The sequence below is a fragment of the Lacisediminihabitans sp. genome (assembly GCF_036569425.1).
In the GTDB taxonomy this organism is placed as follows: Bacteria; Actinomycetota; Actinomycetes; order Actinomycetales; family Microbacteriaceae; genus Lacisediminihabitans.
Map to the genome: position 1 here is coordinate 1 of NZ_DATCQQ010000082.1, position 25,969 is coordinate 25,969.

25 protein-coding genes and 1 pseudogene are annotated in these 25,969 nt (G+C 67.8%); 22 read left to right on the top strand and 4 right to left on the bottom strand.

The features are described 5' to 3' along the window. The 10 genes and pseudogenes from infC to pheT all read left to right on the top strand — a co-directional run. Nucleotides 1–416 (top strand): annotated as a pseudogene (gene infC, locus VIM54_RS14230) (translation initiation factor IF-3); the annotation flags it as partial. 490 nt (nucleotides 417–906) lie between these two features. Beyond that, nucleotides 907–1,101: a 50S ribosomal protein L35 gene (gene rpmI, locus VIM54_RS14235; RefSeq protein ID WP_147783138.1), complete on the top strand. Its 195-nt coding sequence runs from the start codon at nucleotides 907–909 to the stop codon at nucleotides 1,099–1,101. Between the two features lie 41 nt (nucleotides 1,102–1,142). Then, the gene (gene rplT / locus VIM54_RS14240) at nucleotides 1,143–1,532 is read left to right on the top strand and encodes a 50S ribosomal protein L20 (RefSeq protein ID WP_147783139.1); all 390 of its coding nucleotides are present in this window, start codon (nucleotides 1,143–1,145) and stop codon (nucleotides 1,530–1,532) included. A 156-nt stretch (nucleotides 1,533–1,688) separates the two neighbouring features. Beyond that, nucleotides 1,689–2,489, top strand: coding sequence for an RNA methyltransferase (locus VIM54_RS14245; RefSeq protein ID WP_331902299.1), 801 nt, complete (start codon nucleotides 1,689–1,691; stop codon nucleotides 2,487–2,489). A 100-nt stretch (nucleotides 2,490–2,589) separates the two neighbouring features. Continuing rightward, nucleotides 2,590–3,327, top strand: a complete 738-nt coding sequence (locus tag VIM54_RS14250) for an amino acid ABC transporter ATP-binding protein (protein WP_331902301.1) — start codon at nucleotides 2,590–2,592, stop codon at nucleotides 3,325–3,327. Between the two features lie 86 nt (nucleotides 3,328–3,413). Continuing rightward, a complete protein-coding gene (locus tag VIM54_RS14255) occupies nucleotides 3,414–4,268 on the top strand; it encodes a glutamate ABC transporter substrate-binding protein (RefSeq protein ID WP_331902303.1) in 855 nt (284 codons plus the stop codon). 84 nt (nucleotides 4,269–4,352) lie between these two features. Next, entirely contained in the window at nucleotides 4,353–5,000 is a 648-nt protein-coding gene (locus tag VIM54_RS14260; protein WP_331902304.1) for an amino acid ABC transporter permease, read from the top strand. Continuing rightward, on the top strand, nucleotides 4,997–5,854 hold the full coding sequence (locus VIM54_RS14265) for an ABC transporter permease subunit (protein ID WP_331902305.1): 858 nt from the start codon (nucleotides 4,997–4,999) through the stop codon (nucleotides 5,852–5,854). The genes VIM54_RS14260 and VIM54_RS14265 overlap by 4 nt, the downstream gene beginning before the upstream one ends. After that, nucleotides 5,847–6,887, top strand: coding sequence for a phenylalanine--tRNA ligase subunit alpha (gene pheS / locus VIM54_RS14270; RefSeq protein ID WP_331902306.1), 1,041 nt, complete (start codon nucleotides 5,847–5,849; stop codon nucleotides 6,885–6,887). The genes VIM54_RS14265 and pheS overlap by 8 nt, the downstream gene beginning before the upstream one ends. Further along, nucleotides 6,887–9,385 carry a phenylalanine--tRNA ligase subunit beta gene (pheT, locus tag VIM54_RS14275; RefSeq protein ID WP_331902308.1) on the top strand — a complete coding sequence of 833 codons (2,499 nt, stop codon included), beginning with the start codon at nucleotides 6,887–6,889 and terminating at the stop codon, nucleotides 9,383–9,385. The genes pheS and pheT overlap by 1 nt, the downstream gene beginning before the upstream one ends. Before the next feature lie 65 nt (nucleotides 9,386–9,450). On the opposite strand, the gene VIM54_RS14280 is transcribed toward pheT, so the two are convergent. Genes VIM54_RS14280 through VIM54_RS14290 form a run of 3 tightly spaced genes read right to left on the bottom strand, consistent with a single transcriptional unit; the run spans nucleotide 9,451 to nucleotide 12,296 of the window. Then, the gene (locus VIM54_RS14280) at nucleotides 9,451–10,521 is read right to left on the bottom strand and encodes an ABC transporter substrate-binding protein (RefSeq protein WP_331902309.1); all 1,071 of its coding nucleotides are present in this window, start codon (nucleotides 10,519–10,521) and stop codon (nucleotides 9,451–9,453) included. Between the two features lie 48 nt (nucleotides 10,522–10,569). Next, nucleotides 10,570–11,439: an ABC transporter permease gene (locus VIM54_RS14285; RefSeq protein ID WP_331902311.1), complete on the bottom strand. Its 870-nt coding sequence runs from the start codon at nucleotides 11,437–11,439 to the stop codon at nucleotides 10,570–10,572. Further along, a complete protein-coding gene (locus tag VIM54_RS14290) occupies nucleotides 11,439–12,296 on the bottom strand; it encodes an ABC transporter ATP-binding protein (RefSeq protein WP_331902313.1) in 858 nt (285 codons plus the stop codon). Before VIM54_RS14290 ends, VIM54_RS14285 begins: the two co-directional genes overlap by 1 nt. A 231-nt stretch (nucleotides 12,297–12,527) precedes the next feature. Between VIM54_RS14290 and VIM54_RS14295 the strand changes: the two genes are divergently transcribed. The 12 genes from VIM54_RS14295 (at nucleotide 12,528) to VIM54_RS14350 (ending at nucleotide 24,775) form a co-directional block, all read left to right on the top strand. Next, nucleotides 12,528–14,267, top strand: coding sequence for a sensor histidine kinase (locus VIM54_RS14295; protein ID WP_331902315.1), 1,740 nt, complete (start codon nucleotides 12,528–12,530; stop codon nucleotides 14,265–14,267). Nucleotides 14,268–14,271: 4 nt separating this feature from the next. Further along, nucleotides 14,272–14,949 carry a response regulator gene (locus VIM54_RS14300; protein ID WP_331902317.1) on the top strand — a complete coding sequence of 226 codons (678 nt, stop codon included), beginning with the start codon at nucleotides 14,272–14,274 and terminating at the stop codon, nucleotides 14,947–14,949. 180 nt (nucleotides 14,950–15,129) lie between these two features. After that, nucleotides 15,130–16,173, top strand: coding sequence for an N-acetyl-gamma-glutamyl-phosphate reductase (gene argC / locus VIM54_RS14305; RefSeq protein ID WP_331902319.1), 1,044 nt, complete (start codon nucleotides 15,130–15,132; stop codon nucleotides 16,171–16,173). After that, on the top strand, nucleotides 16,170–17,321 hold the full coding sequence (gene argJ, locus VIM54_RS14310; protein WP_331902321.1) for a bifunctional glutamate N-acetyltransferase/amino-acid acetyltransferase ArgJ: 1,152 nt from the start codon (nucleotides 16,170–16,172) through the stop codon (nucleotides 17,319–17,321). Before argC ends, argJ begins: the two co-directional genes overlap by 4 nt. Continuing rightward, nucleotides 17,321–18,226, top strand: a complete 906-nt coding sequence (argB, locus tag VIM54_RS14315; protein WP_331902322.1) for an acetylglutamate kinase — start codon at nucleotides 17,321–17,323, stop codon at nucleotides 18,224–18,226. Before argJ ends, argB begins: the two co-directional genes overlap by 1 nt. Before the next feature lie 38 nt (nucleotides 18,227–18,264). Then, nucleotides 18,265–19,413: an acetylornithine transaminase gene (locus tag VIM54_RS14320; protein ID WP_331902334.1), complete on the top strand. Its 1,149-nt coding sequence runs from the start codon at nucleotides 18,265–18,267 to the stop codon at nucleotides 19,411–19,413. Then, nucleotides 19,410–20,330 (top strand): ornithine carbamoyltransferase, encoded by a 921-nt coding sequence (argF, locus tag VIM54_RS14325; protein WP_331902323.1) that lies wholly within the window; start codon nucleotides 19,410–19,412, stop codon nucleotides 20,328–20,330. The genes VIM54_RS14320 and argF overlap by 4 nt, the downstream gene beginning before the upstream one ends. Before the next feature lie 92 nt (nucleotides 20,331–20,422). Continuing rightward, the gene (locus VIM54_RS14330) at nucleotides 20,423–21,622 is read left to right on the top strand and encodes an argininosuccinate synthase (RefSeq protein ID WP_331902324.1); all 1,200 of its coding nucleotides are present in this window, start codon (nucleotides 20,423–20,425) and stop codon (nucleotides 21,620–21,622) included. Nucleotides 21,623–21,632: 10 nt separating this feature from the next. Continuing rightward, nucleotides 21,633–23,075: an argininosuccinate lyase gene (argH, locus tag VIM54_RS14335; protein ID WP_331902326.1), complete on the top strand. Its 1,443-nt coding sequence runs from the start codon at nucleotides 21,633–21,635 to the stop codon at nucleotides 23,073–23,075. Then, nucleotides 23,072–23,218, top strand: coding sequence for a hypothetical protein (locus VIM54_RS14340; protein WP_331902328.1), 147 nt, complete (start codon nucleotides 23,072–23,074; stop codon nucleotides 23,216–23,218). The genes argH and VIM54_RS14340 overlap by 4 nt, the downstream gene beginning before the upstream one ends. Before the next feature lie 16 nt (nucleotides 23,219–23,234). Next, a complete protein-coding gene (locus VIM54_RS14345; RefSeq protein WP_331902329.1) occupies nucleotides 23,235–23,840 on the top strand; it encodes a DNA-3-methyladenine glycosylase in 606 nt (201 codons plus the stop codon). Further along, a complete protein-coding gene (locus VIM54_RS14350) occupies nucleotides 23,837–24,775 on the top strand; it encodes a DUF817 domain-containing protein (RefSeq protein WP_331902331.1) in 939 nt (312 codons plus the stop codon). Before VIM54_RS14345 ends, VIM54_RS14350 begins: the two co-directional genes overlap by 4 nt. Here VIM54_RS14350 and VIM54_RS14355 read toward each other — a convergent pair. Continuing rightward, nucleotides 24,772–25,347, bottom strand: coding sequence for a hypothetical protein (locus tag VIM54_RS14355; protein WP_331902332.1), 576 nt, complete (start codon nucleotides 25,345–25,347; stop codon nucleotides 24,772–24,774). The genes VIM54_RS14350 and VIM54_RS14355 overlap by 4 nt on opposite strands. Nucleotides 25,348–25,969 lie beyond the last annotated feature (622 nt).

Here is a 25,969-nt window from a genome sequence, read left to right on the forward strand (position 1 = left end):
GGAGGCAGACCTGGATTTGGTTGAGGTTGCTCCCAATTCCAAGCCTCCCGTTGCCAAGATCATGGATTTCGGCAAGTTCAAGTACGAAACCGCGCAGAAGGCGAAAGAGGCCAAGCGCAACCAGTCGAACACGATCCTCAAGGAGGTCCGTTTCCGACTCAAGATCGACGTTCACGACTACGAGACCAAGCGCAAGCGTGCAGAGGGCTTCCTCCAGGGCGGCGACAAGGTGAAGGCCATGATCCTGTTCCGCGGCCGCGAGCAGTCGCGTCCCGAGCAGGGCGTGCGTCTGCTCCAGCGATTCGCCGAAGACGTTTCAGAGTTCGGCACCGTCGAGTCGACCCCCACCATCGATGGCCGCAACATGGTCATGGTGATCGGTCCGCTCAAGACGAAGGCCGAGGTCAAGGCAGAGCACGACGTGAAGATCGCGAAGTCGAAGCCGGAACGTGCCGAGCGCCCAGCCAGCGCCGAGCTTCCCGCCCTGCCGCCTGAGTTGGTGAAGGCCGCGACGGATGCCGCGGCGAACCCACCGGTGGCGGCTCCCGTGGCCGAGCCTGTCGAGGTTCCGCTCGCGGTGGCACCCGTCGAGGCGCCTAAGGCGGCTGCGGTCGGGTCGACCGCGGTCGCACCCAAGGCCGCTCCGGCCGCGAAGGCGGCCCCCGCGGCCGCTCCTGTCGCCAAGGCAGCGCCGAGCACTGCGGCGCCGAGCACTGCGGCACCCGCGGCCCCGGCGAAGCCGGCATCCACCGAGGCGAAGCCGCCCACGCCGCGAGCCGTCCCCTCGGCACCGCGCCCCACGCCAACGCCGGGCTCGATTCCGAAGCCGCGGGCTGTTGCCCCCAAGACTGCACCAGCAGATGTGACGACGGACTAGTCCGTCGGGTTGCACGAACAAGGAGAGAAATGCCCAAGCAGAAGACCCACTCGGGGACCAAGAAGCGATTCAAGGTCACCGGCAGCGGAAAGATCATGAAACAGCAGGCCGGCATGCGCCACAACCTGGAATCGAAGTCGGGCCAGCGCAAGCGTCGCCTGAACCAGGACCAGGTGATTGCCCCGGCCAACGTCAAGGCCATCAAAAAGCTACTCGGCATGTAACGCCGATCCACATCGCCGAAGAGAAATAAAGGATTTAGGAAATGGCAAGAGTAAAGAGGGCAGTCAACGCCCACAAGAAGCGTCGGGTCATCCTCGAGCGCGCCAAGGGCTACCGTGGACAGCGCTCGCGCCTGTACCGCAAGGCCAAAGAACAGCTCATCCACTCGTTCGTCTACTCGTACCGCGACCGTCGTGCGCGCAAGGGTGACTTCCGCCGCCTGTGGATCCAGCGCATCAACGCCGCCTCGCGCGCGAACGGACTGACCTACAACCGCCTGATCCAGGGACTGAACCTGGCCGGCGTCGGGGTCGACCGCCGCATTCTCGCCGACCTCGCCGTGACCGACCCCGCCACGTTCGCGGCGATCGTCGCCACCGCGAAGGCCGCACTGCCGGCAGACACCTCCGCTCCGAAGGTCTCCGCAGCTTAAGTTCACGGCAGCTTAAGTTCACGGCAGCGTAGGTTCACCGCTCAGACACGTCTCCTGCGCAAGGCCCGGGCACCTCGAGTGCCCGGGCCTTTCGCCGTTCCGCGCCGAGCCCACGCGATCCGACGTTCCATGCCGTTGCCGGAATAGAATCGTCACGTGCTCGATAACCCGCGTTCGCCCCGTGTCAGAAGCGTCGCCAAACTCGCCAAGCGGGAGGCTCGCGCCGCGACCGGACTGTTCCTGCTCGAGGGCCCGCAGGCCGTCGCGGAGGCGATGACCTTCCGCCCGCAGCTCGTCGTCGAACTCTATGCCACGCCGACCGCGATCGAGCGCTACACGGACATCGCCCAGGCCGCCGTGGATGCCGGCGTCGACGTCGAATTCGTCACCGAACACGTGCTCGAGGCGATGGCGGACACGGTTACGCCCCAGGGAATCGTCGCCGTCTGCCACCAATTTCCCACTTCGGTCAAGGACATCCTGCGTTCGGAGCCGAAGCTCATCGCCATCCTCGAGGAGGTGCGCGATCCCGGCAACGCCGGCACGATCATCCGGGCCGCGGATGCCGCCGGCGCCGACGGCGTGATCTTCACCGGTCGCAGCGTCGACCTCTACAATCCGAAGGTCGTGCGCGCGTCGACGGGGTCGATCTTCCACCTTCCCGTGGCGGTCGGCGCGGAACTCGAGTCGGTGCTCGAGCGGGCTCGCGAGGCCGGGATGACAGTGCTCGCCGCCGACGTGAAGGGCGAGGACCTGCTCGAGGCGCGCCGAGACGGCACGCTCGCCGGGCCGACCGCGTGGCTGTTCGGCAACGAGGCCCGGGGCCTCACCGACGAGCATTTCGCCCTCGCCGACCGCGCGATCACCGTGCCGATCTACGGGCACGCGGAGTCGATGAATCTCGCCACAGCCGCCGCGGTGTGCCTCTACGAGAGCGCATTCGCGCAGCGAACGTGACCAGGTAAAGGCCGTACCCGCGGGGCCGTTCGGCATTTCCGGCAGGTTAAGAGTGGACTGATTGGTCGGCCCCCGAACGGGGGTGTGGTTGGCTTGGGGCATGGGGCCTCTCGTTGTCGTAGACCGGATCAACAAACATTTCGGCGACCTGCACGTGCTCAAGGACATCTCGACGACGGTCGCCAAGGGCGAGGTCGTGGTCGTTATCGGGCCGAGCGGGTCGGGAAAGTCCACCCTCTGCCGGGCGATCAACCGCCTCGAAACCATCGACTCCGGCACCATCACCATCGACGGGAAGGTTCTCCCCTCGGAGGGTGCCGAGCTTGCCCGGTTGCGCGCCGATGTCGGCATGGTCTTCCAGTCGTTCAACCTCTTCGCGCACAAGACGATCCTCGAAAACGTCACCCTCGCGCCGATGAAGGTGCGCAAGCTGTCGAAGAAGGACGCCGAGTCCCGCGGCATGGAGATGCTCGACCGGGTGGGTGTCGCCAACCAGGCCGGCAAGATGCCCGCCCAGCTCTCCGGCGGGCAGCAGCAGCGGGTGGCAATCGCGCGCTCGCTCGCGATGCAGCCCAAGCTCATCCTGCTCGATGAGCCGACGAGTGCCCTCGACCCGGAGATGATCAACGAGGTCCTGGATGTGATGGTCGGCCTGGCGAAGGACGGCATGACCATGCTCGTGGTTACCCACGAGATGGGGTTCGCCCGCAAGGCCGCCGACCGGGTGCTCTTCATGGCCGATGGCACGATCGAAGAGGAAGCGACTCCCGAAAACTTCTTCACCGACCCGCAATCGCCGCGGGCCCAGGACTTCCTGTCCAAGGTTCTCGCGCACTAGGTCCAGGCTCCCCTCGACCATCAGAGTGGCCCACCCCCGGTGGACACGCACGACCACGCAGCGCCAATGAGAGGCACCAAGACCCCATGAAGAAGAACCTCACGATCGTCGCCCTCGCGGCGTCGGCCATGCTGATGCTTGCCGGCTGTGCAGGCGGCGGCGCAGACACGGCATCGACACCGAAGGCTGTGCCGACCTTTGCGGCAGGCTCGACCATGGAGAAGCTCGCCAAGGCGGGCAAGATCACCATCGGCACCAAGTTCGACCAGCCGCTGTTCGGCCTCAAGGGCCCAGACGGCCCGGTCGGCTTCGATGTGGAGATGGGCAAGATGATCGCCGCGAGCCTCGGCATCAAGGCCGAGAACATCGAGTGGAAGGAGACCATCTCCGCCAACCGCGAGCCGTTCATCCAGTCCGGCGAGGTCGACCTCGTGATCGCCACCTATACGATCAACGACCTGCGCAAGAAGGCAGTCTCGTTCGCCGGCCCGTACTATTCCGCCGGTCAGTCGATCCTGGTGAAGGCAGACAACAAGAAGATCAAGACGGAGAAGGACCTTGTCGGCAAGCCGGTCTGTTCGGTCACCGGATCGACGCCGGCGGCGAAGCTCGCGGAGATCGGCGCCAAGCCGCTGCTCACCGACATCTACTCGAACTGCCTGGAGCCACTCCGCTCGGGCGCGGCCGTCGCGGTCAGCACAGACAACGTGATCCTCGCCGGGCTCGCGGCGCAGAACGAGGGCGAATTCAAGGTCGTCGGCAAGCCGTTCACGAAGGAGCCGTACGGTATCGGGCTGGGGCTCGACGACACCGGCTTCCGCACCTACATCAACTCGGTGCTCACCAAGTCCTATAAGGACGGCAGCTACAAGAAGGCGTGGGAAGACACCGCCGGAAAGATGCTTCCCTACGTCGCGCCGCCCGCCGTCGACAACTACTAGCCGAGCCGCGTGGGTGGCAGTGCGTGGTGACGGGCCGCCACCCGCGTACCGGGACAATCAGACCAAACCGAGGGGAGTGAACCCATGAATGCCGTGATCGACAACCTGCCGTCGTACCTCCAGGGCTTCGGGCTCACGCTGTCGCTGTTCGCGATCGCGGGAGTGGCGGCCCTGGTCCTCGGCACCCTCGTGGCCGCGATGCGCATCTCCCCGGTGCCCGGCCTCAGCGGTGCCGCGGCGGTCTACACCGAGGCGTTGCGCAACACCCCGCTCACCCTGGTGCTGTTCTTCTGCGCGATCATCCTTCCCTACCTCGGCACCACCCTTCCGTACTTCGTCGCGGCCAGCATCGGACTCACGCTATACACTTCGCCGTTCGTGGCCGAGGCGCTGCGCTCCGGCGTGAACGGCGTGCCGATCGGGCAGGCGGAGGCGGCTCGGAGCCTCGGGATGGGCTTCGGCCAGTCGCTCACCCTCGTGATCTTTCCGCAGGCGTTCCGCATGGTGATCCCGCCCCTCGTCAATGTGCTCGTCGCCCTGGCCAAGAACACTTCGGTGGCTGGCGGATTCTTCGTGGCGGAACTGTTCACGGTCGGCAAGAAGCTCGCGAATGCGAACGGAGACAACATCATCCCGATCCTGCTCGGGGTCGCCTTCTTCTACCTCGTGATCACGATCCCGCTCGGCGTGCTCTCGGCGCGACTCGAAAAGAGATGGGCGGTGGCGCGATGAGCTCCTCTGTACTCTTCGACTCTCCCGGCCCGAAGGCACGGCGCCGGTCGCTGATCTTCTCGATCGTTGCCCTCGTGGTCGTGGCCGCTGTCGTCGTCTGGGTGATCCTCACCCTCACCGCTCCTCGGGTGTCTTCGGGCATCACGCTTCCGGGCTCATTCGACCCCGGCCGGTGGGACATCTTCGCGGACCCTCGCGTCTGGCGCGGCATTGGGCTCGGCGTGCTGGCGACCCTCCAGGCGGCGGCGTTTGCGGCCGTGCTGGCTCTTGCCATCGGCATCGGTTTCTCGACCCTGCGCACCTCGGTTTTCGCCTGGGTGCGCGTGCCGACCACGGTCGTTCTCGAGTTCTTCCGCGGCATGCCGGTGCTGCTCCTCATGCTGTTCATCCTGCTCGCGAGTTCGTTCGGCTCGTTCTGGGCCGTTGTGCTCGCCCTCGGGTTGTACAACGGGGCGATCATCGGGGAGATACTGCGGGCCGGGCTCGCCTCCCTGCCGCTCGGCCAGCGCGAGGCCGGTCTCAGCCTCGGGCTGACACGGCTGCAGGCGAAGACGTTCATCGAGTTCCCGCAGGCCTTCCGGCAGATGCTGCCGGTGATCGTCGCGCAGCTCGTCGTGCTGCTCAAAGACACCAGCCTCGGCTTTATCGTCGGCTACAACGAGCTCATCCGCACGACGATGAACCAGATGGCGAGCTTCTACGGCAACCGCTACCTCCTCTCGCTGTTCCTCGTCACGCTCGTGATCTACCTCGCGATCAACTTGTCCCTGTCGGCGTTCGCCCGGCGGCTCGCGCGACGCCGGGGTGGGGCGGTGCGGCCCGAATTCCTCGCTAAACTTGTGAACCGTGCCTGACCCCCTGAACATCACCGACGAGTCGGTCGCCGACGCCGTGGACGCCGCCCTCGCGGCCCTGGCCGCCGCCACCGACTCGGCATCCCTCCGCTCCGCCCGAACCGAGCACACGGGGGAGTCGTCCGTTCTCGCCCGACTTGGCGGGATGCTGCGCGACGTGCCGAACGACCGAAAGGCCGCGGCCGGGAAGCTCGTCGGGCAGGCGCGAGGCCAGGTCACCCAGGCGTTCGCCGCCCGCGAGGCCGAGCTGTTCGTCGCAGAGGAGACGGCCCGTCTCGCCGCGGAGGCCGTGGATGTCACGGCCGTCCCTTCGCGCGGCACCCCCGGTGCGCGGCATCCGCTCAACCTGCTCCAGGAGACCATCGGCGACGTGTTCATCGGCATGGGCTGGGAGATCGCGGAGGGCCCGGAGCTCGAGAACGAGTGGTTCAACTTCGACGCGCTCAACTTCGACGAGGACCACCCGGCGCGGGCGATGCAGGACACCTTCTTCGTGGATCCCCTCGACTCGCACCTCGTGCTGCGCACCCAGACCAGCCCGGTGCAGATCCGTTCGCTGCTCACCCGGGAACTCCCGCTCTACGTGATCTCGCCCGGCAAGGTGTTCCGCACCGACGAGCTCGACGCCACCCATACCCCGGTGTTCCACCAGGTGGAGGGCATCGCCATCGACAAGGGCCTCACCATGGCTCACCTGCGCGGCACCCTCGAGCACTTCGCCCGCATCATGTTCGGCGCAGAGGCGAAGATCCGCCTTCGCCCCAACTACTTCCCGTTCACCGAGCCGAGCGCCGAGATGGACGTCTGGCAGCCGGGCGCCAAGGGCGGCGCACGCTGGATCGAGTGGGGTGGATGCGGCATGGTCAACCGCAACGTGCTGCGGGCGGCCGGCATCGACCCGGACGAGTATCAGGGCTTCGCCTTCGGCATGGGGATCGAGCGCACCCTGATGTTCCGCAACAACCTCGCCGACATGCGCGACATGGTCGAGGGCGACGTGCGGTTCAGCCAGCAGTTCGGGCTGGTGGTCTGATGAGAATCCCCATCAGCTGGCTGCGCGAGTTCGTCGACGTGCCTCTCGACGCGACCCCGGAGCACGTGCACGCCGCGCTCGTGAGCGTCGGTTTCGAAGAGGAAGACGTGCACGGCTTCGAGGTGAGCGGCCCGATCGTGGTCGGCCAGGTCCTCGAGTTCACGCCGGAGGCGCAGTCGAACGGCAAGACAATCAACTGGTGCCAGGTGGATGTCGGCGAGGCGGAACCGCGCGGCATCGTCTGCGGCGCCCACAACTTCGTCACCGGCGACAAGGTGGTCGTGTCGCTGCCGGGCGCGACGCTTCCCGGTCCGTTCCCCATCTCGGCACGGAAGACCTACGGCCACGTCTCCGACGGAATGATCGCCTCCGCGCGCGAACTCGGCCTCGGCGAGGAGCACGACGGAATCCTGCGGCTCGCCTCGCTCGGCCTCGACCCGGAGGTCGGCACCGACGCGATCTCCCTCCTCGGGCTTGACGACTGGGCCATCGAGGTCAACGTCACCCCCGACCGTGGCTACGCCTTCTCGATCCGCGGCATCGCCAGGGAGTACGCGCATGCCACCGGCGCGGCGTTCCGCGATCCGGCCCTCGCCCCGACCCTCGAGCACACCGCGGCCTCCGGCTTCCCGGTCACCATCGACGACCGATCCCCGGTGCGCGGGCGCACAGGCGCCTCCGTCTTCGTCACCCGCGTCGTGCGTGGCATCGACGCCGGCAGCCCGTCGCCGGCGTGGCTTGTCGCCCGGCTCAAGCTCGCCGGCATCCGCTCGATCTCCGTTGTCGTCGACATCACCAACTACGTCATGCTCGAGCTCGGGCAACCGACACACGGCTACGACCTCGACGCGCTCACCGGTGGCATCACGGTGCGTCGCGCCGCGCCGGGTGAGGCCCTGGAGACGCTCGACGGCCAGCGCAGGACGCTGCACGCCGAAGACCTGCTCATCACCGACGACTCCGGACCGATAGGCCTCGCCGGAGTCATGGGCGGTGCGTCGACCGAGATCGGCGTGGCCACCGCGAATGTGCTCGTGGAGGCCGCCAACTTCGATCCTGTGTCGATCGCCCGCTCCGCGCGTCGGCACCGGCTGCCGAGTGAGGCGTCGAAGCGCTTCGAGCGTGGCGTCGACCCGGGCATTGCGGATGCCGCGGCGGCCCGCGTCGTCGAACTGCTCGAGCGACTCACGGGCGGTCACGTCGACACGCTCGGTTCGCGATGGAACGTGGCCGTGGCCGCGGAGCCGATCGAGCTTCCGAACGGCTACGTCGAGGCACTCGTCGGCGCCGACTACAGCGACGACGAGATTGTCGCCTCGCTCACCGACATCGGGGCGACCATCGAGCGTGCAGCCGGCGGCCTCTCCGTCACCCCGCCGAGCTGGCGTCCCGACCTCACAGACAAGGCGACACTCGTGGAGGAGGTCGCCCGCATTGTCGGCTACGACCGCATCCCGGCCGTGCTCCCGACCGCTCCTCCCGGGCGAGGGCTGTCCCGGTCGCAGCGTCTGCGGCGTGCGGCAGCCCAGGTGCTCGCCGCGAACGGCCTCACCGAGGTGCTCTCCTACCCGTTCGTCACGAGTGCGACCAACGACACGTTCGGTTCGGCCGTGGACGGCGGCGTGCCGGCGATCCGGCTACTCAACCCGCTCGATGCCGAGTCGCCGTTCCTGCGCACCTCGCTCCTGCCGGGGCTCATCGAGGTCGCCCACCGCAACCTGTCCCGTGGACTCACCGACCTCGCCCTCTACGAGATCGGCTCGGTGTTCCGCCCGGAGGCCGGCCGGTCGTACGGCAGCGGCCCGCTTCCCTCGGGAATCGTGCGCCCGTCGCTTTCGGAACTGGGCGAACTCTTCGAGAGCATCCCGCCCCAGCCGCTGCACGTCGCCGCCCTGTTCGTGGGGGCGGCCGTCACCCACCAGCCGGGCCAGCCGGCGGTGTACCGCGGTATTGCGGATGCCTTGGACGCGGCGAGGCAACTCGCGAGCGCCGTCGACGCGGCCCTCACGATTCGCCAGGGGTCGCATCACGCGATGCACCCGGGGCGCACCGCCGAACTCCTAGTCTCGAACCAGCCGGTCGGTTTCGCGGGCGAGCTGCTGCCTGCCCTCGCCGACGAGCTCGACCTGCCGAGGGTCACCGCCGTGCTCGAGGTCAACCTCGAACTGCTCATCGAGCTCTCGGCGCGGGAGGTCGTTCCGGAGAGCATCTCGAGCTTCCCGGTGGCGACCCAGGACCTGTCGCTCGTGGTGCCCGTCGACGTGCCGGCGGGTGACGTGCTCTCCGCGGTCGTCGACGGTGCGGGGGACCTGCTCGAAGACGCCAGGCTCGTCGACGACTACCGCGGGTCGGGGATTCCCGCCGGATCCAAGTCCATCACGCTCGCCCTGCGTTTCCGGGCGCCGGATCGCACCCTCACGGCGGGCGAGGCGAGCGACGCCAAGCTCGCTGGCGCCGCGGTCGCCGCGGAGCGGTTCGGCGCGACCGTGCGCGAATAGGGCGGCCGGATACGACCGTGGCGTGACCGAGATCGGTCACGCCACAGCCTTCCGTTGGTTGCCTGCTACTTGGCGGCCGTCACGAACTTGTCAGTGTAGGTCTGGTGTATGTCGATCGACTTTCCCTGCACGTCCTTGTTGAACGCCGAGAGCACCTTGAGGTTGGTCGGCGGCCCGTTCGGCGGCATGATTCCCGTCGGGTTGTAGATGCCCTTCTCCGAGTCGAAGGCCTTGATCCATGCGGCCTTGCCGGCTCCCGCGTAGTAGTCGGCGGGGATCTTCTCCACGATGGTGGCACCGTCGTTGGCCTGGATGTACTTGAGCGTCTTCACGTAGGCGTTGACGAGCTTCTGCACCGTCACCGGGTTCTGCTTCACCCACGACGACTTCATGTACAGCGACGTGGCCGGGTACTCGCCGCCGAGCGCCGCCGATGTGCCCTTGGAGCTGCGCATGTCGAGCAGGATGTACGCGCCCCCCGTCGCCATGAGTTGCGAGACCGTCGGTTCCGTGGTCATCGCGCAGTCGACGTTCTTGTGCTGCATGGCGCCGATGAGGGTCGCCCCGGACTGCACGCCGAGGCGGTGGATCGTTGTCGGGTCGACACCGTTCTTCTTCGCCAGGTACTGGGTGAGGAAGTCGGTCGACGAACCGAGGTCGGTGATGCCGAGGTTGCGGCCCGACCAGTCTGCCGGCGACTTGATCTGGCCCTTGAGGTCGCTGCGGCATAGCTCGACCTCGCCGGGCGTCACGAGCATGTTCACCACGGATTCCACCTGCTGGCCGAGGCCGGCGAGGTCGATCGTGTGGTCATAAAAACCCCCCACCCCATCGACCTTTCCGGCGAGCATGTTGGTCGTGGCATCCACTCCGGCCGGCTCGTCGGAGAGCGTGACGGTGAGGCCCTGCTGCTTGTAGTAGCCGAGCTGCTGGGCGAGCATGAACGGCAGATAGATCTGCTTGTTCAGCCCACCAACCATGATGGCGACGTTGCCGTTCGCCGAGTCGCTCGTCGCGCCCGCCTTGGGTGCGGTGGCCGTCGTGGCGGAGCTGCAGCCCGCCACTCCGATCGCGACGGCGATCGCCGCGCTGGCGAGCACGAGCATTCGGCGTTTGGTGTTGGGATTTTCCTTCATTGGACTCTCCTTGTTTGGGTGGTGAGGGGTTGTGCGAAAGGGAAGCGGTCAGAGCTCAGGGCCGCTCAGCTGCGGCGGACGCCAGCGCAACAAGCGGTTCTCGAGACGGGTGATGAAGTACTCCGCGATGAGCGCGATGATGCCCATGATGACCATCGCGGCCCAGACGCCGTTCGCGTTGAAGGTGCCCTGGGCGTTCTTGATGAGCTCTCCGAGGCCCTGGAGTCCGCCGAGGAATTCCCCGACGATCGCGCCGATGAGGGCGAAGCCGAAGCTCACGTGCAGGCTCGCGACGATCCAGGTGAACGCTGACGGCAGCACGACGTGGCGGGTGACCTGCCACTTCGACGCGCCGAGGATGGTCGCGTTCGCGATGAAGTTGCGATCCACTTCGCGCACCCCCTGGAAGGCGTTGAAGAAGACCCCGAAGAAGACGAGCACGATCACGAGCAGGATCTTCGACTCGATGCCGAGCCCGAGCGCGAGCACGAAGACGGATCCGAGCACGATCCGCGGGATCGAATTCAGCACCTTGATGTATGGACTGAACACCTCGGCGAGGAAGCGGATGCGCCCCAGCGCGATGCCCGAGACGATTCCGAGCGCAGTACCGATGACGAAGCCGATGAGCGCCTCCTCGAGGGTGACCGCGATCTGCTGCCAGAGCGGGCCGATGGCGGTGCCCTCCCGGAACCAGGTGATCAGTTGGGCGAGGATTCCGCTCGGCTCGCCGTAGAGCACGATCTTGAGCTGGTCGGAGCCGACAGCGAGCTGCCAGCCGCCGAGCAGCAGCACGAGCAGGCCGAGTTGGCTCGCGAGCACACGGACGCGGCGTTTGCGGCTGCGGCTGTGGGCGCTCGCCGCGATGGCCACCTCGAGTCCCTGGGTCAGGGTTGTCTCGACGCTCGATGCGCTCATCAGGATGCCTTTCCGGTGGTTTGGGTGGACTGCGAATACGCCGTGTCGACCTCGGAGCGTAGTGACTCCCAGATCTGCTGGTAGAGGTCGACGAAGCGCTTGTCGAAGCGGATCTCCTGCACCACCCGGGGGCGAGGCAGGTCGATGGCGAAGGTCTCCTTCACCGTGCCGCCCGGACCGGCGGTCATCACGACGACCTTGTCGGCAAGGGCGATGGCCTCCTCGAGGTCGTGGGTCACGAACACGACCGCCGGCTTGGTGACGTCCCACAGGCCGAGCAGTTCGTTCGACATGATCGCCCGGGTCTGCACGTCCAGGGCGCTGAACGGTTCGTCCATGAGCAGGATCTCCGGCTCGTTGATGAGACTCTGGGCGAGGGCGACGCGCTTGCGCATGCCGCCGGAGAGCTGGTGAGGGAACCGGTCTTCGAAGCCCGACAGGCCCACGCGACGGATCCAGTCTTTCGCCGAGGCGATTGCATTTGCTTTGTCGATGCCCCGGAACTTCGGGCCCATCGCCACGTTGTCGAGCACCGACTTCCAGGGGAGCACGGCATCCGTCTGGAACATGAAGCCCACACCGGGCGTGATGCCCTTGACGGCCTCGCCGTGCACGCTCACCGATCCGGCGCTCGGCCGCTCCAGCCCGGAGACCAGGGTGAGCGTCGTCGACTTGCCGCAACCGGTGGGGCCGACGATCGCGCAGAACTCGCCGGGGGCCACCTGGAGGGTCATGTCCCGGATCGCCGTGTATGTCGACCCGTCCGGGGTAGTGAACCGCTTGGTCACGTTCTTCAGGTCGATGGCCGGTCGCAGCGTCGCCAGCGGGGTTGAGAACAGGTGCGGCGCAGTGCTCATCGAGGCTCCTTTCGATTCGGTGACGAACCGCAGGGAGACCATGCGAGCTGTCATCGTTGACGAGGCGCCCGGTTCGGGCGCATCTGGGTGGGGCAACGATATGGTCGGCGGCAACCCCGCGTCCGGTTTCCGCGACTTGGTCGCAGAAGACCGCATTGCGCACCTTGTGCGCATTAATCTCACGACCACGATCGGGATGTCATCGGGTCGCGGCCGCTGTAGCGTGAATCCGTGACGACGACGAAGACGCGATCGAGGAGTGTGGCCGGCGCGCGCCAGGGGCCCCGCGGGCCCAGGCGCCTCAGCTTCTCCACGCAGACCCTGGTGTTCCAGCTCGGCGTCGTCGCTCTCGTGGTGCTCGTCTCCACCGGAATGTTCGCCTACCTGAGCTATGGCGAGACCGGGAGCCAGGTCGAGGCGAGAGCGCTCGCCGTGGCGAACAGCGTCGCGGCTCGCGACGACGTGCGCGGTCTCGTCACGGCCGTCTCGGCCGCGACGGCCGTCCCCGGCAACGCGGAACTGCGCGGAGGGCCGATCCAGACGGCGGCCGAGGAGGTGCGCAAGCGCACCGCCGCCCTGTTCGTGGTGATCACCGATGACGACGGCATCCGTCTCTCCCACCCCACCCCGAGCCTCCTGGGCAAGATGGTCAGCACGAGCCCGAGCGCGGCGCTGAAGGGGCAGCCGGTCACGGCGATCGAGAACGGCACCCTGGGCCCGTCGGCGCGCGCCAAGGTGCCGATCTGGTCGCCGGATCACAGCCGAGTGGTCGGCGAGGTAAGCGTCGGGTTCTCCATGGCGAGCGTGATGCAGAATCTCGGCGCGCTCATCCTCCCGCTCATCGGGGTGGGGATCGGAGTGCTCATCCTCGCGGCCGCGGCCTCGGCCGCCCTCGTGAGGCGCCTGCGGAATCTCACCCTCGGACTCGAGCCGGAGGAGATCTCCGCGCTCGTGCAGGACCAGGAGGTCGTGCTCTACGGCGTGGGGGAGGGAGTCATCGGCACGACTCCGGACGGGGTGATCACCGTGTGCAACGCGAAGGCGCGGCGGCTGCTCGGCCTGCCGGACGTCATCGGCGACCAGGTCCGCTTCCTCAGCATTCCCGCCCCGATCATCGACCTGCTCGACCGTCCCCAGCTCGGCGATGACGCCTCGGTGCAGGTCGTCGTCGGCCAATCGGTGCTCGTCGTGACGGCGCGCAAGGTCACGCGGGGCGCGAGCGATCTCGGCTGGGTGATCATGGTGCGTGACAGGACCGACGTCGAGGCGCTCAGCCGCCAGTTGTTCGCCGTCGAGGCGCTGTCCACCGCACTGCGCGCCCAGCGCCACGAATTCGCCAATCGCCTGCACACGATCTCCGGGCTGCTCGACATCGGCGAGACGGCGGAGGCCGCCCACTACCTTCGGCAGACTCTCGAGACGGGGCCGCTGAAGCATCCGGTCGAGCACGGCGATCGACTGCAGGACTCCTACCTGCAGGCCTTTGTCGGCGCCAAGGGATCCCAGGCCGCCGAACGAGGCGTGCTGCTGCGGATCGGGTCGGAGACGCTCATCGCCGGCGCGGTCATCGATCCGCAGGACGTCACGACCGTTCTCGGCAACCTCATCGACAACGCGGTGGTCGCCGCCGTGCAGGGCAAGGACGAGAGCCGCTGGGTCGAAATCGAACTGCTGAGCGAGGGGGAGACTCTCCACCTGGTCGTCGCCGACTCCGGCGACGGCATCGGAGCAGACCGGGAGCTGCCGTTCGTGGAGGGCTACACGACAGCCATCGGGATGGGCGACGAAAGCCACGGACACGGTCTGGGCCTCGCGCTCTCCCGCCAGATCGCCCGGCGCCGCGGTGGTGACGTCTGGCTGGCGTCGGCCGGAGCCATCGGTGGACCGGGCGCGGTCTTCTGCGCGCGACTTCCCGGCGTGCTCTCTGCGGAGGAGCCCGTCCGGCCGATCTCGCCACGGGCGGTGATCTGACGACATGGCCGACGACATCCGCGTGCTCATCGTCGACGATGACTTCCATGTGGCCAAGCTGCACGTCGCATACGTCAATGCGATCCCGGGCTTCACCGCCCTGCCGCCGGTGAGCGGGGGCGAGGAGGCGATCCGTGTCGTCCGGGCGATGCAGCCCGAACTCGTGCTGCTCGACATCTACCTGCCGGACGTCAACGGGCTCGACGTGCTCCGAGGTCTCGATGTCGATGTGTTCGTGATCAGCGCGGCATCCGACGTTGCGTCGGTTCAGAAGGCGCTCCGCCGCGGTGCCCTCAGCTACCTCATCAAGCCATTCCGGGCGGAGTTCCTCGAGCAGCGGCTCCGGGCGTACGCCCGTTACCGCAGCGTGCTCGCGGCTGGCCACACCCTCGACCAGGAGGCGGTTGAGCGAGCACTCCGCATTCTGCACCCCGGTGAATCCGGCGCGGGCAAGCCCCGAGCGGCCACCGAGGCCGCGGTGCTCGAGATCCTCCGACGCACGAGCGTGCCGACCGCCGCGTCCGAAGTCGCCAGCGAGGTGGGAATCTCCCGCGCCACGGCGCAGCGCTACCTTTCGAGCCTCGTCTACGAGGGGGCGGCGACCGTGCAGCTCCGCTACGGCAGCACGGGGAGGCCGGAGCACCGCTACAGCGTGCGGGGCGCCGGCCCCGCCGATTCGTGAACTGTGGCGCGGAGGCGGTATGGTCTGTTTCATGGACATGCACGGGACGCGTCAGGGTGAGGTTCGCCTGCCGGTGATCCGCGCGCGCCGATCGTCGGCGACGCCGCAGCGCTGATTCGTCAGCGTACCCAGCAGCGCCGCCGCCCCGATCCCCGTCCGATCGATCACAAAGGTAGAGGCATGTCTCTCTCCGTTGCCGTGGCTGGTGCCAGTGGCTATGCGGGTGGTGAACTCCTGCGACTCCTCGCAGGGCACCCCGATTTCACGGTGACCACGGTCACCGCATTCTCCAACGCCGGCCAGTCGCTCGCCTCCGTGCAGCCCCATCTGCGCTCACTCGGTCACCTGACCCTCGCGGAGACCACCGCGCAGGCGCTCGCCGGTCACGACGTGGTCTTCCTCGCCCTGCCGCACGGCAAGTCCGGGGAGCTCACCGAGCACCTGCCGGCCGACGCGCTCGTGGTCGATTGCGGCGCCGACCACCGGTTGCGCAGCGAGGCGGACTGGGCGGCCTTCTACCCGGGCCGGTTTTACGACGTCTGGGACTACGGCGTGCCGGAGCTCATCGTCGGCGGAGCCAAGCAGCGCGCGGCGCTCATCGGCTCGCGCCGCATCGCCGCACCCGGCTGCAACGCGAGCACCGTCGCCCTGGCACTCGCGCCGGGGATCGCGGCCGGGGTGATCGAGGAGCGGGACCTGGTGGCCGTGCTCGCCGTCGGCCCGTCCGGTGCCGGCAAGAGCCTCAAGCTCGAGAATCTCGCGAGCGAGATCCTCGGCTCCGCCAACCCGTACGCGGTCGGCGGAACGCACCGCCACATCCCCGAGATCCTGCAGGGTCTGCGCGGTGCGGGGGCCGAGTCGCCCACCATCTCGTTCACGCCGGTGATCGTGCCGATGTCCCGCGGCATCCTCGCCACCTCCACCGCGCGGATCGTGCCAGGCACCTCGGCCACGGCGATTCGGGATGCCTGGGAGAGCGCATACGCGGACGAACCGTTCGTACACCTTCTGCCCGCCGGGTCCTTCCCGCGCACCGCGGATGTGCTCGGTGCCAACACCGCCCTCATCGGACTCGCCATCGACAAGGCGGCCGGCCGCGTCGTCACGGTGACGGCCGTCGACAATCTCGTCAAGGGCACGGCGGGTGCCGCCATCCAGTCCGCCAACATCGCCCTCGGCCTGCTCGAGACCGCAGGCCTTCCAGTGGACGGAGTCGCACCATGAGCGTCACCCACCCTCGCGGTTTCACCGCCGCCGGAGTCGAATCGGGGCTGAAGGCGAGCGGTGGTCGTGACATCGCCTTCGTCGTCAACACCGGCCAGAGCCACGCCGCCGCGGCCGTGTTCACGAGCAACCGGGCGAAGGCGAACCCCGTGATCTGGTCGCAGCAGGCGATCGCCGACGGCATCCTCAGCGCGATCGTGCTCAACTCGGGCGGCGCCAACTGTTACACGGGGGCTCGCGGCTTCCAGGTGACCCACGCGACCGCCGAGCTCGCAGCGAACCTCATCGGGGCCTCCGCGTCCGACATCCTGATCTGCTCCACGGGCCTCATCGGCGACCAACTCGATCTCGACAAGGTGTCGGCCGGCCTCACCGCCGCCCACGGCAGCCTGAGCGATGACGGCGGACTGGATGCCGCGCTCGCGATCATGACCACCGATACCCACCCCAAGCAATCCGTCGTCTCCCGCGACGGCTGGTCGATCGGCGGCATGGCGAAGGGGGCAGGCATGCTCGCGCCGGGGCTCGCGACGATGCTCGTGGTGGTCACAACCGATGCCGACCTCCCGTCGGCCGCCCTCGACGCCGCTCTTCGCGAGGCGACCAGGGTCACCTTCGACCGCCTCGACTCCGACGGCTGCATGTCCACCAACGACACGGTCGCCCTCCTCGCGTCCGCGGCATCCGGAATCTCCCCGACGGCCGACGAGTTCGGGGCGGCGCTCACCGAGCTGTGCGCGGATCTCGCGGCCCAGCTCCAGCAGGATGCCGAGGGCGCGGCCCACGACATCACGATCGAAGTCGTGAGCGCGGCCTCAGAGGACGACGCGGTCGAAGTCGGGCGGGCAGTGGCGCGAAACAACCTCTTCAAGGCCGCCGTCTTCGGCAACGACCCCAACTGGGGTCGCGTTCTTGCCGCGGTGGGCACCACGGCCGCGGCCTTCGACCCGTACGACATCGACGTGACGATCAACGGCATCCGGGTCGCCCACGCCGGCGAACCTGACCAGTCCCGCGATCTCGTCGACCTCACCGGACGGGCGGTTCACCTCGTGATCGACCTGAACGCGGGGGAGTCGACCGCCACCATCCGCACCAACGACCTCACGCACGACTACGTGCACGAGAACAGCGCGTACTCCAGCTGATGGGCGCGCACAGTTCGGAGACGTCGACGAAGGCGCAGGCCCTCATCGAATCCCTGCCGTGGCTTCGGGAGTTCCAGGGCAAGACGATCGTGGTGAAGTTCGGCGGCAACGCCATGGTCAACGAGGAGCTCAAGCGCGCGTTTGCCGAGGACATGGTCTACCTGCGGCAGGTGGGCGTGCATCCGGTCGTCGTGCACGGCGGGGGTCCTCAGATCTCGGCGGAACTCGAGCGTCGGGGCATCCCCAGCGAGTTCCGCGGCGGGCTGCGCGTCACGAGCCCGGAGGCGCTCGAGGTCGTGCGCGAGGTGCTCACCGTGGAGGTGGGGCCCCAGCTGTCCGCTCTCATCAACGAGCACGGTCCCCTCGCGCAGACCCTGTCCGGCGAGACCGACGGGCTCTTCGCCGGCACTCGCCGGGGAACCGTCATCGACGGCGAAGAGGTGGACCTCGGCCTCGTCGGCGATGTCACCTCGGTCACGCCGGCCACCGTCACCGCGATCCTCGATGCCGGCAAGATCCCCGTCGTCTCGTCGATCGCGCCGGACTCCGCCCACCACGGGCAGTCCCTCAACGTGAACGCCGACTCGGCAGCGTCGGCACTCGCCGTTGCCCTCGGGGCCGCGAAACTCATCATCCTCACCGATGTGGCAGGGCTCTACCGCGACTGGCCGAACCGCGATTCGCTCGTCTCGTCGATCGACGCGGCCGAGTTGAGCGCGCTCCTGCCGTCGCTGGAATCGGGGATGATCCCCAAGATGACCGCCTGCCTCGACGCCGTGGAGGGCGGAGTGCCGAAGGCCGCCATCATCGACGGCCGCGTCCTGCACGCGATCCTGCTCGAGGCGTTCACCGCCGAGGGCATCGGAACCGAAGTCATCCCGACCGCCGAGGAGGCAGCACAGTGACCGACAACGACAACTGGCGCGAACGCTTCGGCGACGCCATGATGGGGTCGCTCGCGTCCCCGCTGGCGATGCTCGTGCGCGGGCAGGGCGCCCATGTGTGGGACTCCGAGGGCACACGGTACCTCGACTTCCTCGCCGGAATCGCGGTCAACGCGCTCGGCCACGCCCATCCGGTGCTCGTCGAGGCCGTCAGCACGCAGGTCGCGACCCTCGCCCACGTCTCGAACTACTTCGCCACCCCGCCGCAGCTGGAGCTCGCCGAGCGGCTGCGCCGCATCACCGGCGCCGGCGACCACGGTCGGGTTTTCTTCGGCAACTCGGGCGCCGAGGCGATCGAGGCCGCGATCAAGCTCGCCCGACTCAACCGCGGCGACGGATCGCGCACGCGCATCCTGTCACTCGTCAATTCGTTTCACGGTCGCACCATGGGCTCACTCTCGCTCACCGGCAAGGCGGCGCTGCGCGAGGCCTTCGAGCCGCTGCTGCCGGGGGTCGAGCACATCGCGACGACGATCGAGGCGCTCGAAGAGGCGATGGATGACACGGTCGCCGCGCTGTTCGTGGAGCCGATCAAGGGCGAGGCCGGTGTCATCGACCTCCCGGACGGCTACCTCCAGCGCGCGCGCGAGCTCACCGAGCAGCACGGTGCGCTGCTCATCCTCGACGAGATCCAGACCGGGGTCGGCCGCACGGGAACCTGGTTCGCGTTCCAGCAGCACGGCATCGTGCCCGACGCGCTCGCCCTCGCCAAGGGCATCGCCGGGGGAGTGCCGATCGGCGCCCTCGTCACCTTCGGCTGGGCCTCCGACCTCTTCAAGCCTGGCCAGCACGGCAGCACGTTCGGCGGCAACCCGCTCGCGACGGCCGCGGGCAATGCCGTTCTCGGCGAGATCGAGCGGGCCGGCCTGATCGAGAACGCCGCGCACCTCGGTTCTCGGCTCCGGCAGATCGTCGCCGACATCGGGTCGCCGCTGATCGCCGAGATCCGCGGTCAGGGCGCCCTCGTCGGCCTCGGGCTGTCGAAGCCCGTCGCAGCGGAGCTGTCGGCCGCGGCGTTCGCCGCCGGGCTCATCATCAACGCACCCAACGAGTCGAGCATCCGGCTCGCCCCGCCGCTCATCGTGGGCGACGCGGAACTCGACGAATTCCGCGAACTCTTCGCCAAGGCCCTGGAGGCAGTCGCATGACCCGACATTTCCTGCGCGACGACGACCTCAGCCAGGCCGAGCAGACCGCCATCCTCGATCTCGCGGTCGAGCTCAAGAGCGACCGCTTCGGCACCCGGCCGCTCGCCGGCCCGCAGACCGTCGCCGTGATCTTCGACAAGTCGTCCACACGCACTCGGGTGTCTTTCGCGGTCGGCATCGCCGAGCTCGGCGGCATCCCGCTGATCATCTCCACGGCGAACAGCCAGCTCGGCGGCAAGGAGACGGCCACCGACACCGCGCGCGTTCTCGAGCGCCAGGTCGCCGCGATCGTCTGGCGCACCTTCGCGCAGTCCGGGCTCGAGGAGATGGCTCTGGGCACCACCGTTCCGGTCATCAACGGACTCTCCGACGACTTCCACCCCTGCCAGCTGCTCGCCGACCTGCTCACCATCCGTGAGCACCGAGGCACCCTCGCCGGTCTCGCCGTCACCTTCCTCGGCGACGGGGCGAGCAATATGGCCCAGTCCTACCTGCTGGCCGGCGCGACGGCCGGCATGCACGTGCGCGTCGCCTCGCCGGTCGACTACGCACCGACGGACTCGGTGGTCGCCGCCGCCGACGTCGCAGCGGCGAGGACCGGCGGTTCGGTCACCCTCTTCACGGATCCGATCGAGGCCGTCGCCGGTGCGGATGTCGTGGTGACCGACACCTGGGTGTCGATGGGCAAGGAGGAGGAGAAGGCCGAACGCCTCACCACCCTCGGGTCCTATCGTGTGGACGCGGAGCTCATGGCACTGGCCAAGGCCGACGCCCTGTTCCTGCACTGCCTCCCGGCCGACCGCGGCTACGAGGTCACCGCCGAGGTGATCGACGGCCCGCAAAGCGTCGTCTGGGACGAGGCCGAGAATCGCCTGCACGCCCAGAAGGCGCTCATGGTCTGGCTACTCCAGCAGTAACCACTCCACTGCACCATCCCCTCTCTTCCGAAGGGGTTTGACGCCGAATCGGCGCCCTAAGCTTGTCAACGAATAACACAAGGAGCAGTTACATGGCAGAACGCGTTGTCCTCGCATACTCCGGTGGTCTCGACACCTCGGTCGGCATCGGCTGGCTCAAGGACGCCACCGGCAAGGAGGTCGTGGCTCTCGCCGTCGACGTCGGCCAGGGCGGCGAGGACATGGATGACATCCGCCAGCGGGCGCTCGACTGTGGCGCCGTCGAGGCGATCGTCGTCGACGCCCGCGACGAGTTCGCGAGCGATTACCTCATGCCTTCCCTCAAGGCCAATGCGCTCTACCAGAAGCGCTACCCGCTCGTCTCGGCCCTGAGCCGTCCGCTCATCTCGAAGCATCTCGCCCGCGTCGCTCGGGAACTCGGCGCGGACAGCGTCGCCCACGGATGCACCGGAAAGGGCAACGACCAGGTTCGTTTCGAGGCGGCCGTCGCCGCGCTCGCCCCGGAGCTCACCAGCATCGCCCCGGTGCGCGACCTTGCGCTCACCCGCGACAAGGCGATCGTCTACGCCAACGAGCACAACCTGCCGATCCGCCAGAGCGCGGCCAATCCATATTCGATCGACAAGAACGTCTGGGGACGCGCGGTGGAGACGGGGTTCCTCGAGGACCCGTGGAACGCCCCGATCGAGGACCTCTACGAGTACACGCAAGACCCCAACGTCAACCGTGAGGCCGACGAAATCGTCATCACCTTCGAGCGGGGCATCCCGGTCGCGCTCGACGGCGTTGCGTACAGCCCGCTGGCGATCGTCGAGGAGCTCAACGCCGTCGCCGGCAAGCACGGCGTCGGTCGCATCGATGTGGTCGAGGATCGCCTCGTCGGCATCAAGAGCCGCGAGGTCTACGAGGCTCCCGCCGCGATCGCCCTCATTGCCGCGCACGAGGCCCTCGAGGCTCTCACGCTCGAGCGCGACCTCGGGCGTTACAAGCGTGGAGTCGAGGCGGAGTGGGCGAACCTCGTCTACGACGGCCTGTGGTTCTCGAGCCTCAAGCGTTCGCTCGACGTGTTCATCGACGACACCCAGAGGTACGTGAGCGGCGAAATCCGCCTCCTGCTCCAGGGCGGCCGTGCGGTCGTCACGGGCCAGAAGAGCGCAGAGAGCCTCTACGACTTCGACCTCGCGACCTATGACACCGGCGACACGTTCGACCAGTCGCTCTCCAAGGGCTTCATCGAGATCTGGTCGCTGCCGAGCAAGATCTCGGCGCGCCGCGAGGCGTCGAGCAACTAGGAGCCGGGCCGTGTCGAAATTTGGCGACGAAGAACCCACGGTCGGGAAGACGACCGAGGGGGCGCTGTGGGGCGGCCGGTTCTCCAGCGGCCCGTCGCCGGAGCTTGCCCGTCTGAGCAAGTCGACGCAGTTCGACTGGCGGCTCGGACCGTACGACCTCGCCGGGTCGCGAGCGCACGCGAAGGCGCTCGCGGCCGCTGGCTACCTCACCGACGACGAGTTGGTGCGGATGCTCGAATCCCTCGATCGCCTGCGCGTCGCGTTCGAGGACGGCAGCTTCGCCGAACTCGAGACGGACGAGGACGTGCACGGTGCGCTCGAGCGCGGCCTCATCGAGATCGCGGGGGCGGAGCTCGGGGGCAAGCTGCGCGCCGGACGCAGTCGAAACGACCAGATCGCCACCCTCGTGCGCCTGTACCTGCTCGACCACGCCCGGGCGATCACCCACCACGTGGTCGACCTCGTCGACGCGATCGCCGCGCAGGCGGAGGCGCACCTCGGCGCCCCGATGCCTGGGCGCACCCACATGCAGCACGCCCAGCCTGTGCTGCTCTCGCACCACCTGCTCGCCTACGCCTGGCCGCTCGTTCGCGACCTCGAGCGGTTGAGGGACTGGTCGGTTCGCGCCCGGTCGTCTCCCTACGGCGCCGGCGCGCTGGCCGGCAGTTCGCTCGGCCTCGACCCGCAGCTCGTCGCGACCGAGCTGGGGCTCGACCGACCGACCGAGAATTCCATGGATGCGACGGCCAGCCGCGACGTCGTCGCCGAGTTCGCCTTCGTCGCCTCGCTCATCGGCATCAACCTTTCCCGGTTCGCCGAGGACATCATCATCTGGAACACACGGGAGTTCGGTTTCGTCACGCTGCACGATTCGTATTCCACCGGCTCGTCGATCATGCCGCAGAAGAAGAACCCCGACATCGCGGAGCTCGCACGGGGCAAGTCCGGTCGGCTCGTCGGCAACCTCGCCGGGCTGCTCGCCACACTCAAGGGTCTTCCCCTCGCCTACAACCGCGACCTGCAGGAAGACAAGGAGCCGGTCTTCGATTCGGTCGCCACCCTCGAGGTGCTGCTGCCCGCGTTCACCGGAATGGTCGCCTCGCTTCGGTTCGATACCGCGCGCATGGCGGAACTCGCCCCGCAGGGCTTCTCGCTCGCAACCGATGTCGCGGAGTGGCTCGTCACCCAGCACGTGCCGTTCCGCGACGCCCACGAGATCAGCGGGGCACTCGTCAGCTTCTGCGAGCAACGCGGGCTGCAGCTGGATGAGCCGACGGATGCCGAGCTGGCCGCGCTCTCGCCCCATCTCACGCCCGCGGTGCGCTCGGCGCTCACCGTCTCCGGGTCGATCGCGAGTCGGGACGGCGCGGGAGGCACGGCCGCCGTTCGAGTCACCGAGCAGCTCGCCGCCCTCACCCGCCGGATTCGAGAACTGGAGAAGTACCTGCAATGACGCTCAGCAAGGACAACAAGCCCCAGCGGCCAGAACAGAGCCGCACCCAGAAGATCGTGATGTGGAGCATCTTCGCGGTCGCCGGCGCGATGGCTGTCGCGGCCGTGATCCTGTTCATCGTGAGCGGCGCCCGACTCTTCTAATGTTCCACCTCTTCTGATGTTCGACCGCGAGGCCCTGGCCAGGCCGGCAACCGAGGTCGCCCTCGACCTGCTGGGCGCCACCATCTCCCGGGACTCGGAAGAGGGAAGGGTGACGATCCGGCTCACCGAGGTCGAGGCCTACCTCGGCGAGGTGGACCCGGGATCCCACGCCTTTCGCGGTCTCACCAAGCGCACTACGGTGATGTTCGGCGAGCCCGGGCATCTCTACACCTACTTCACCTATGGCATGCATGTCTGCGCGAACGTCGTGTGCTCTCCGCCGGGCACCGCATCGGCCGTGCTCCTGCGGGGCGGAGAGGTGGTCGAGGGCCTCGAACTTGCCCGCGCGCGGCGCACCACGTCCCGCACGGATGCCGACCTCGCACGGGGGCCGGCGCGGCTCGTCGTGGCCCTCGGCGTGACTCTCGCGGACGGCGGGGCGGATCTCGCGAAATCGCCGTTCGACCTCACCCTGCCGGCGGTGCGAGCCGCCCGCAACGTCGGACCGCGCACCGGTGTGTCGGGGGACGGCGGGTCGGCCGAGTTCCCGTGGCGGTTCTGGATTCCCGGGGACCGGACGGTGTCCGCGTACAAGGCCCACGCGAAGGTTCGCCGGCCATGACTGACGGGGCCGAGGACGGCGCGGAGTTCACCGCGGTAGAGCGGTTCATCGACGACCGGGCGCGCCGACTCCTCGCACGGGCGCGGAACAGCACGCCGTGGAAGGCTCTCGTCGAGTTCCTGGTCTTCGGGCTCAAACAGGCCTGGGCCTGCATCTTCGGTGCGGCCATGCTCGCGATTCTCTTCTCAACGAGACTCTGGTACCCCGAGGGCGCCTGGCTCGCCCGAAACGACTTCGTCACGATCGCCGCTGTTGTCGTGCAGGTGCTCATGGTCGCCTTTCGTTTCGAGACCCTGCGGGAACTGCGGGTCATCATCCTGTTCCATCTGGTCGGCACGGGAATGGAGCTCTTCAAGACGAGCGTCGGCTCCTGGATCTACGAGGGCCCCGGAGTGTTGCATCTGTTCGGCGTGCCGCTCTACAGCGGATTCATGTACGCGGCCGTCGGGTCGTACATGGTGCGGGTCTTCCGCCTGTTCGACCTCCGCTTCGACCGCTACCCGCCGCGCTGGCTCACCGCGGTTCTCGCCGTGCTCATCTATGCCAACTTCTTCACCCACCACTACGTCTGGGATTTCCGTTGGGTGCTCGTCGTCGCCGTGATTCTCGTGTTCGGCGCGAGCGCGATGCACTTCCGGGTGTTCAGGCTGAGGCTCCGGATGCCGCTGGTCGTGGCCTTCCTGCTCGTCGCGCTGTTCATCTGGATCGCGGAGAACGTCGCCACCTGGTCCAACGCGTGGGCCTACCCCAACCAGGTGGACGGCTGGCAACCGGTGTCGATCACCAAACTGGTGTCGTGGTTCCTGCTGATGATCATTTCGGTGGTGCTCGTGACCTGGGTGTACAAGCCGCGGCCGCTCGAGGCCGGGGGAGTCGTTGCGGACGCTCCCGGTCCCGTCCCGACCGCCGGTCCTGCGACCGAGCCGTCGGGCTAGACGACGATCAGCAGGGCGCACGCCCCGGCCCAGGCGAGGCTGACGAGGGTGCCGATGATGAACCGCTCGCGGATCTCGGGGCTGTCCAGTTCAGAGAAGCGTCCGAGCCCCTTCACCGCGATGAGCACGGCGACGATCTCGAGGTGACCGAGCACGATGGCGGCGATCACGACGAGGCGCTCCACGTAGCCGATCGTCGTTCCGCCGCGCAACACCTCGGCGTCCCGGCGGGTGCCGTCGCGGCTCTCCTTCAGGATGATCCCGCCGTGGCGTCCGTCGGTCACGGTCGCTCCGGTTCCGCGATCGGCGAAGGCGAGTACGGCGACGGTGATTGGGTTGCCGGCGACGACGCCGAGCAGCGCGAGACCGATACCGCCTATCACCGCGACCGGGTGGCTGGGCGCCGGCACGGAGATGAGGAAGGCGGCACCGGCAAGGCCGATCGCCACCGGGGCGATCGTCGCGAGGGAGAGGCGGGGGCGCCTGAAACGGATGGACGTGATGGCGACCGCGAGCGACGCCGCGATCACGAGGAGCGCTCCCGCCCAGAGGATGCTGCTGACGACGATCATCGAGTGTCCCTTTCCGGCGACCCGCCGCCGGCCGTGGTGTTCGACCCCGCTCGCGTTCCCGCCTCGACCATTAGACCGCAGAGTCGAGGCACGGGCGGTTCCGGCACGCGAGGCCGGCTCGAGTCGACAGAGCCGGGCGCACCGGCTGCCGACGAGCCGCCAGCCATACTCGATAGTCGGCGGATTCCCACGCGACACGGCGAGCCGTGACGATATTGGGGGTGTACTTTGGGTCCACGATGGCGCGACACGCCCGGGATTGCCCGTAATTTCCCTGGCGCGCAATTGACCCGTAATGTTTCCTCTTGTCACCCCAAAGGTTCGTCAGGCGGAAGTGCCGAACGGCCTCAAGAGGGACAAAATCCAAGTCATATAGCGGTGTGCCTCTTGCAGGAAACCGTCTTCAGATCTTAGGATGAGTAACCCACCTTCGTTAGCTATTCGAACGGTTTTGCGTGCGCTTGTGAGCGTTGCAGCCGATTTGACAAGTTGTCTGGAGGTGGTAAGTTGGACAGGTTGCCTTTCGCGGATGCGGGGGTGGCGTGGTGGTGATGATTGGCCCCGGGTAGCAGCCGTGATGGTGAAAACCGGGAGCGTCCGATCCTTGAGAACTCAACAGCGT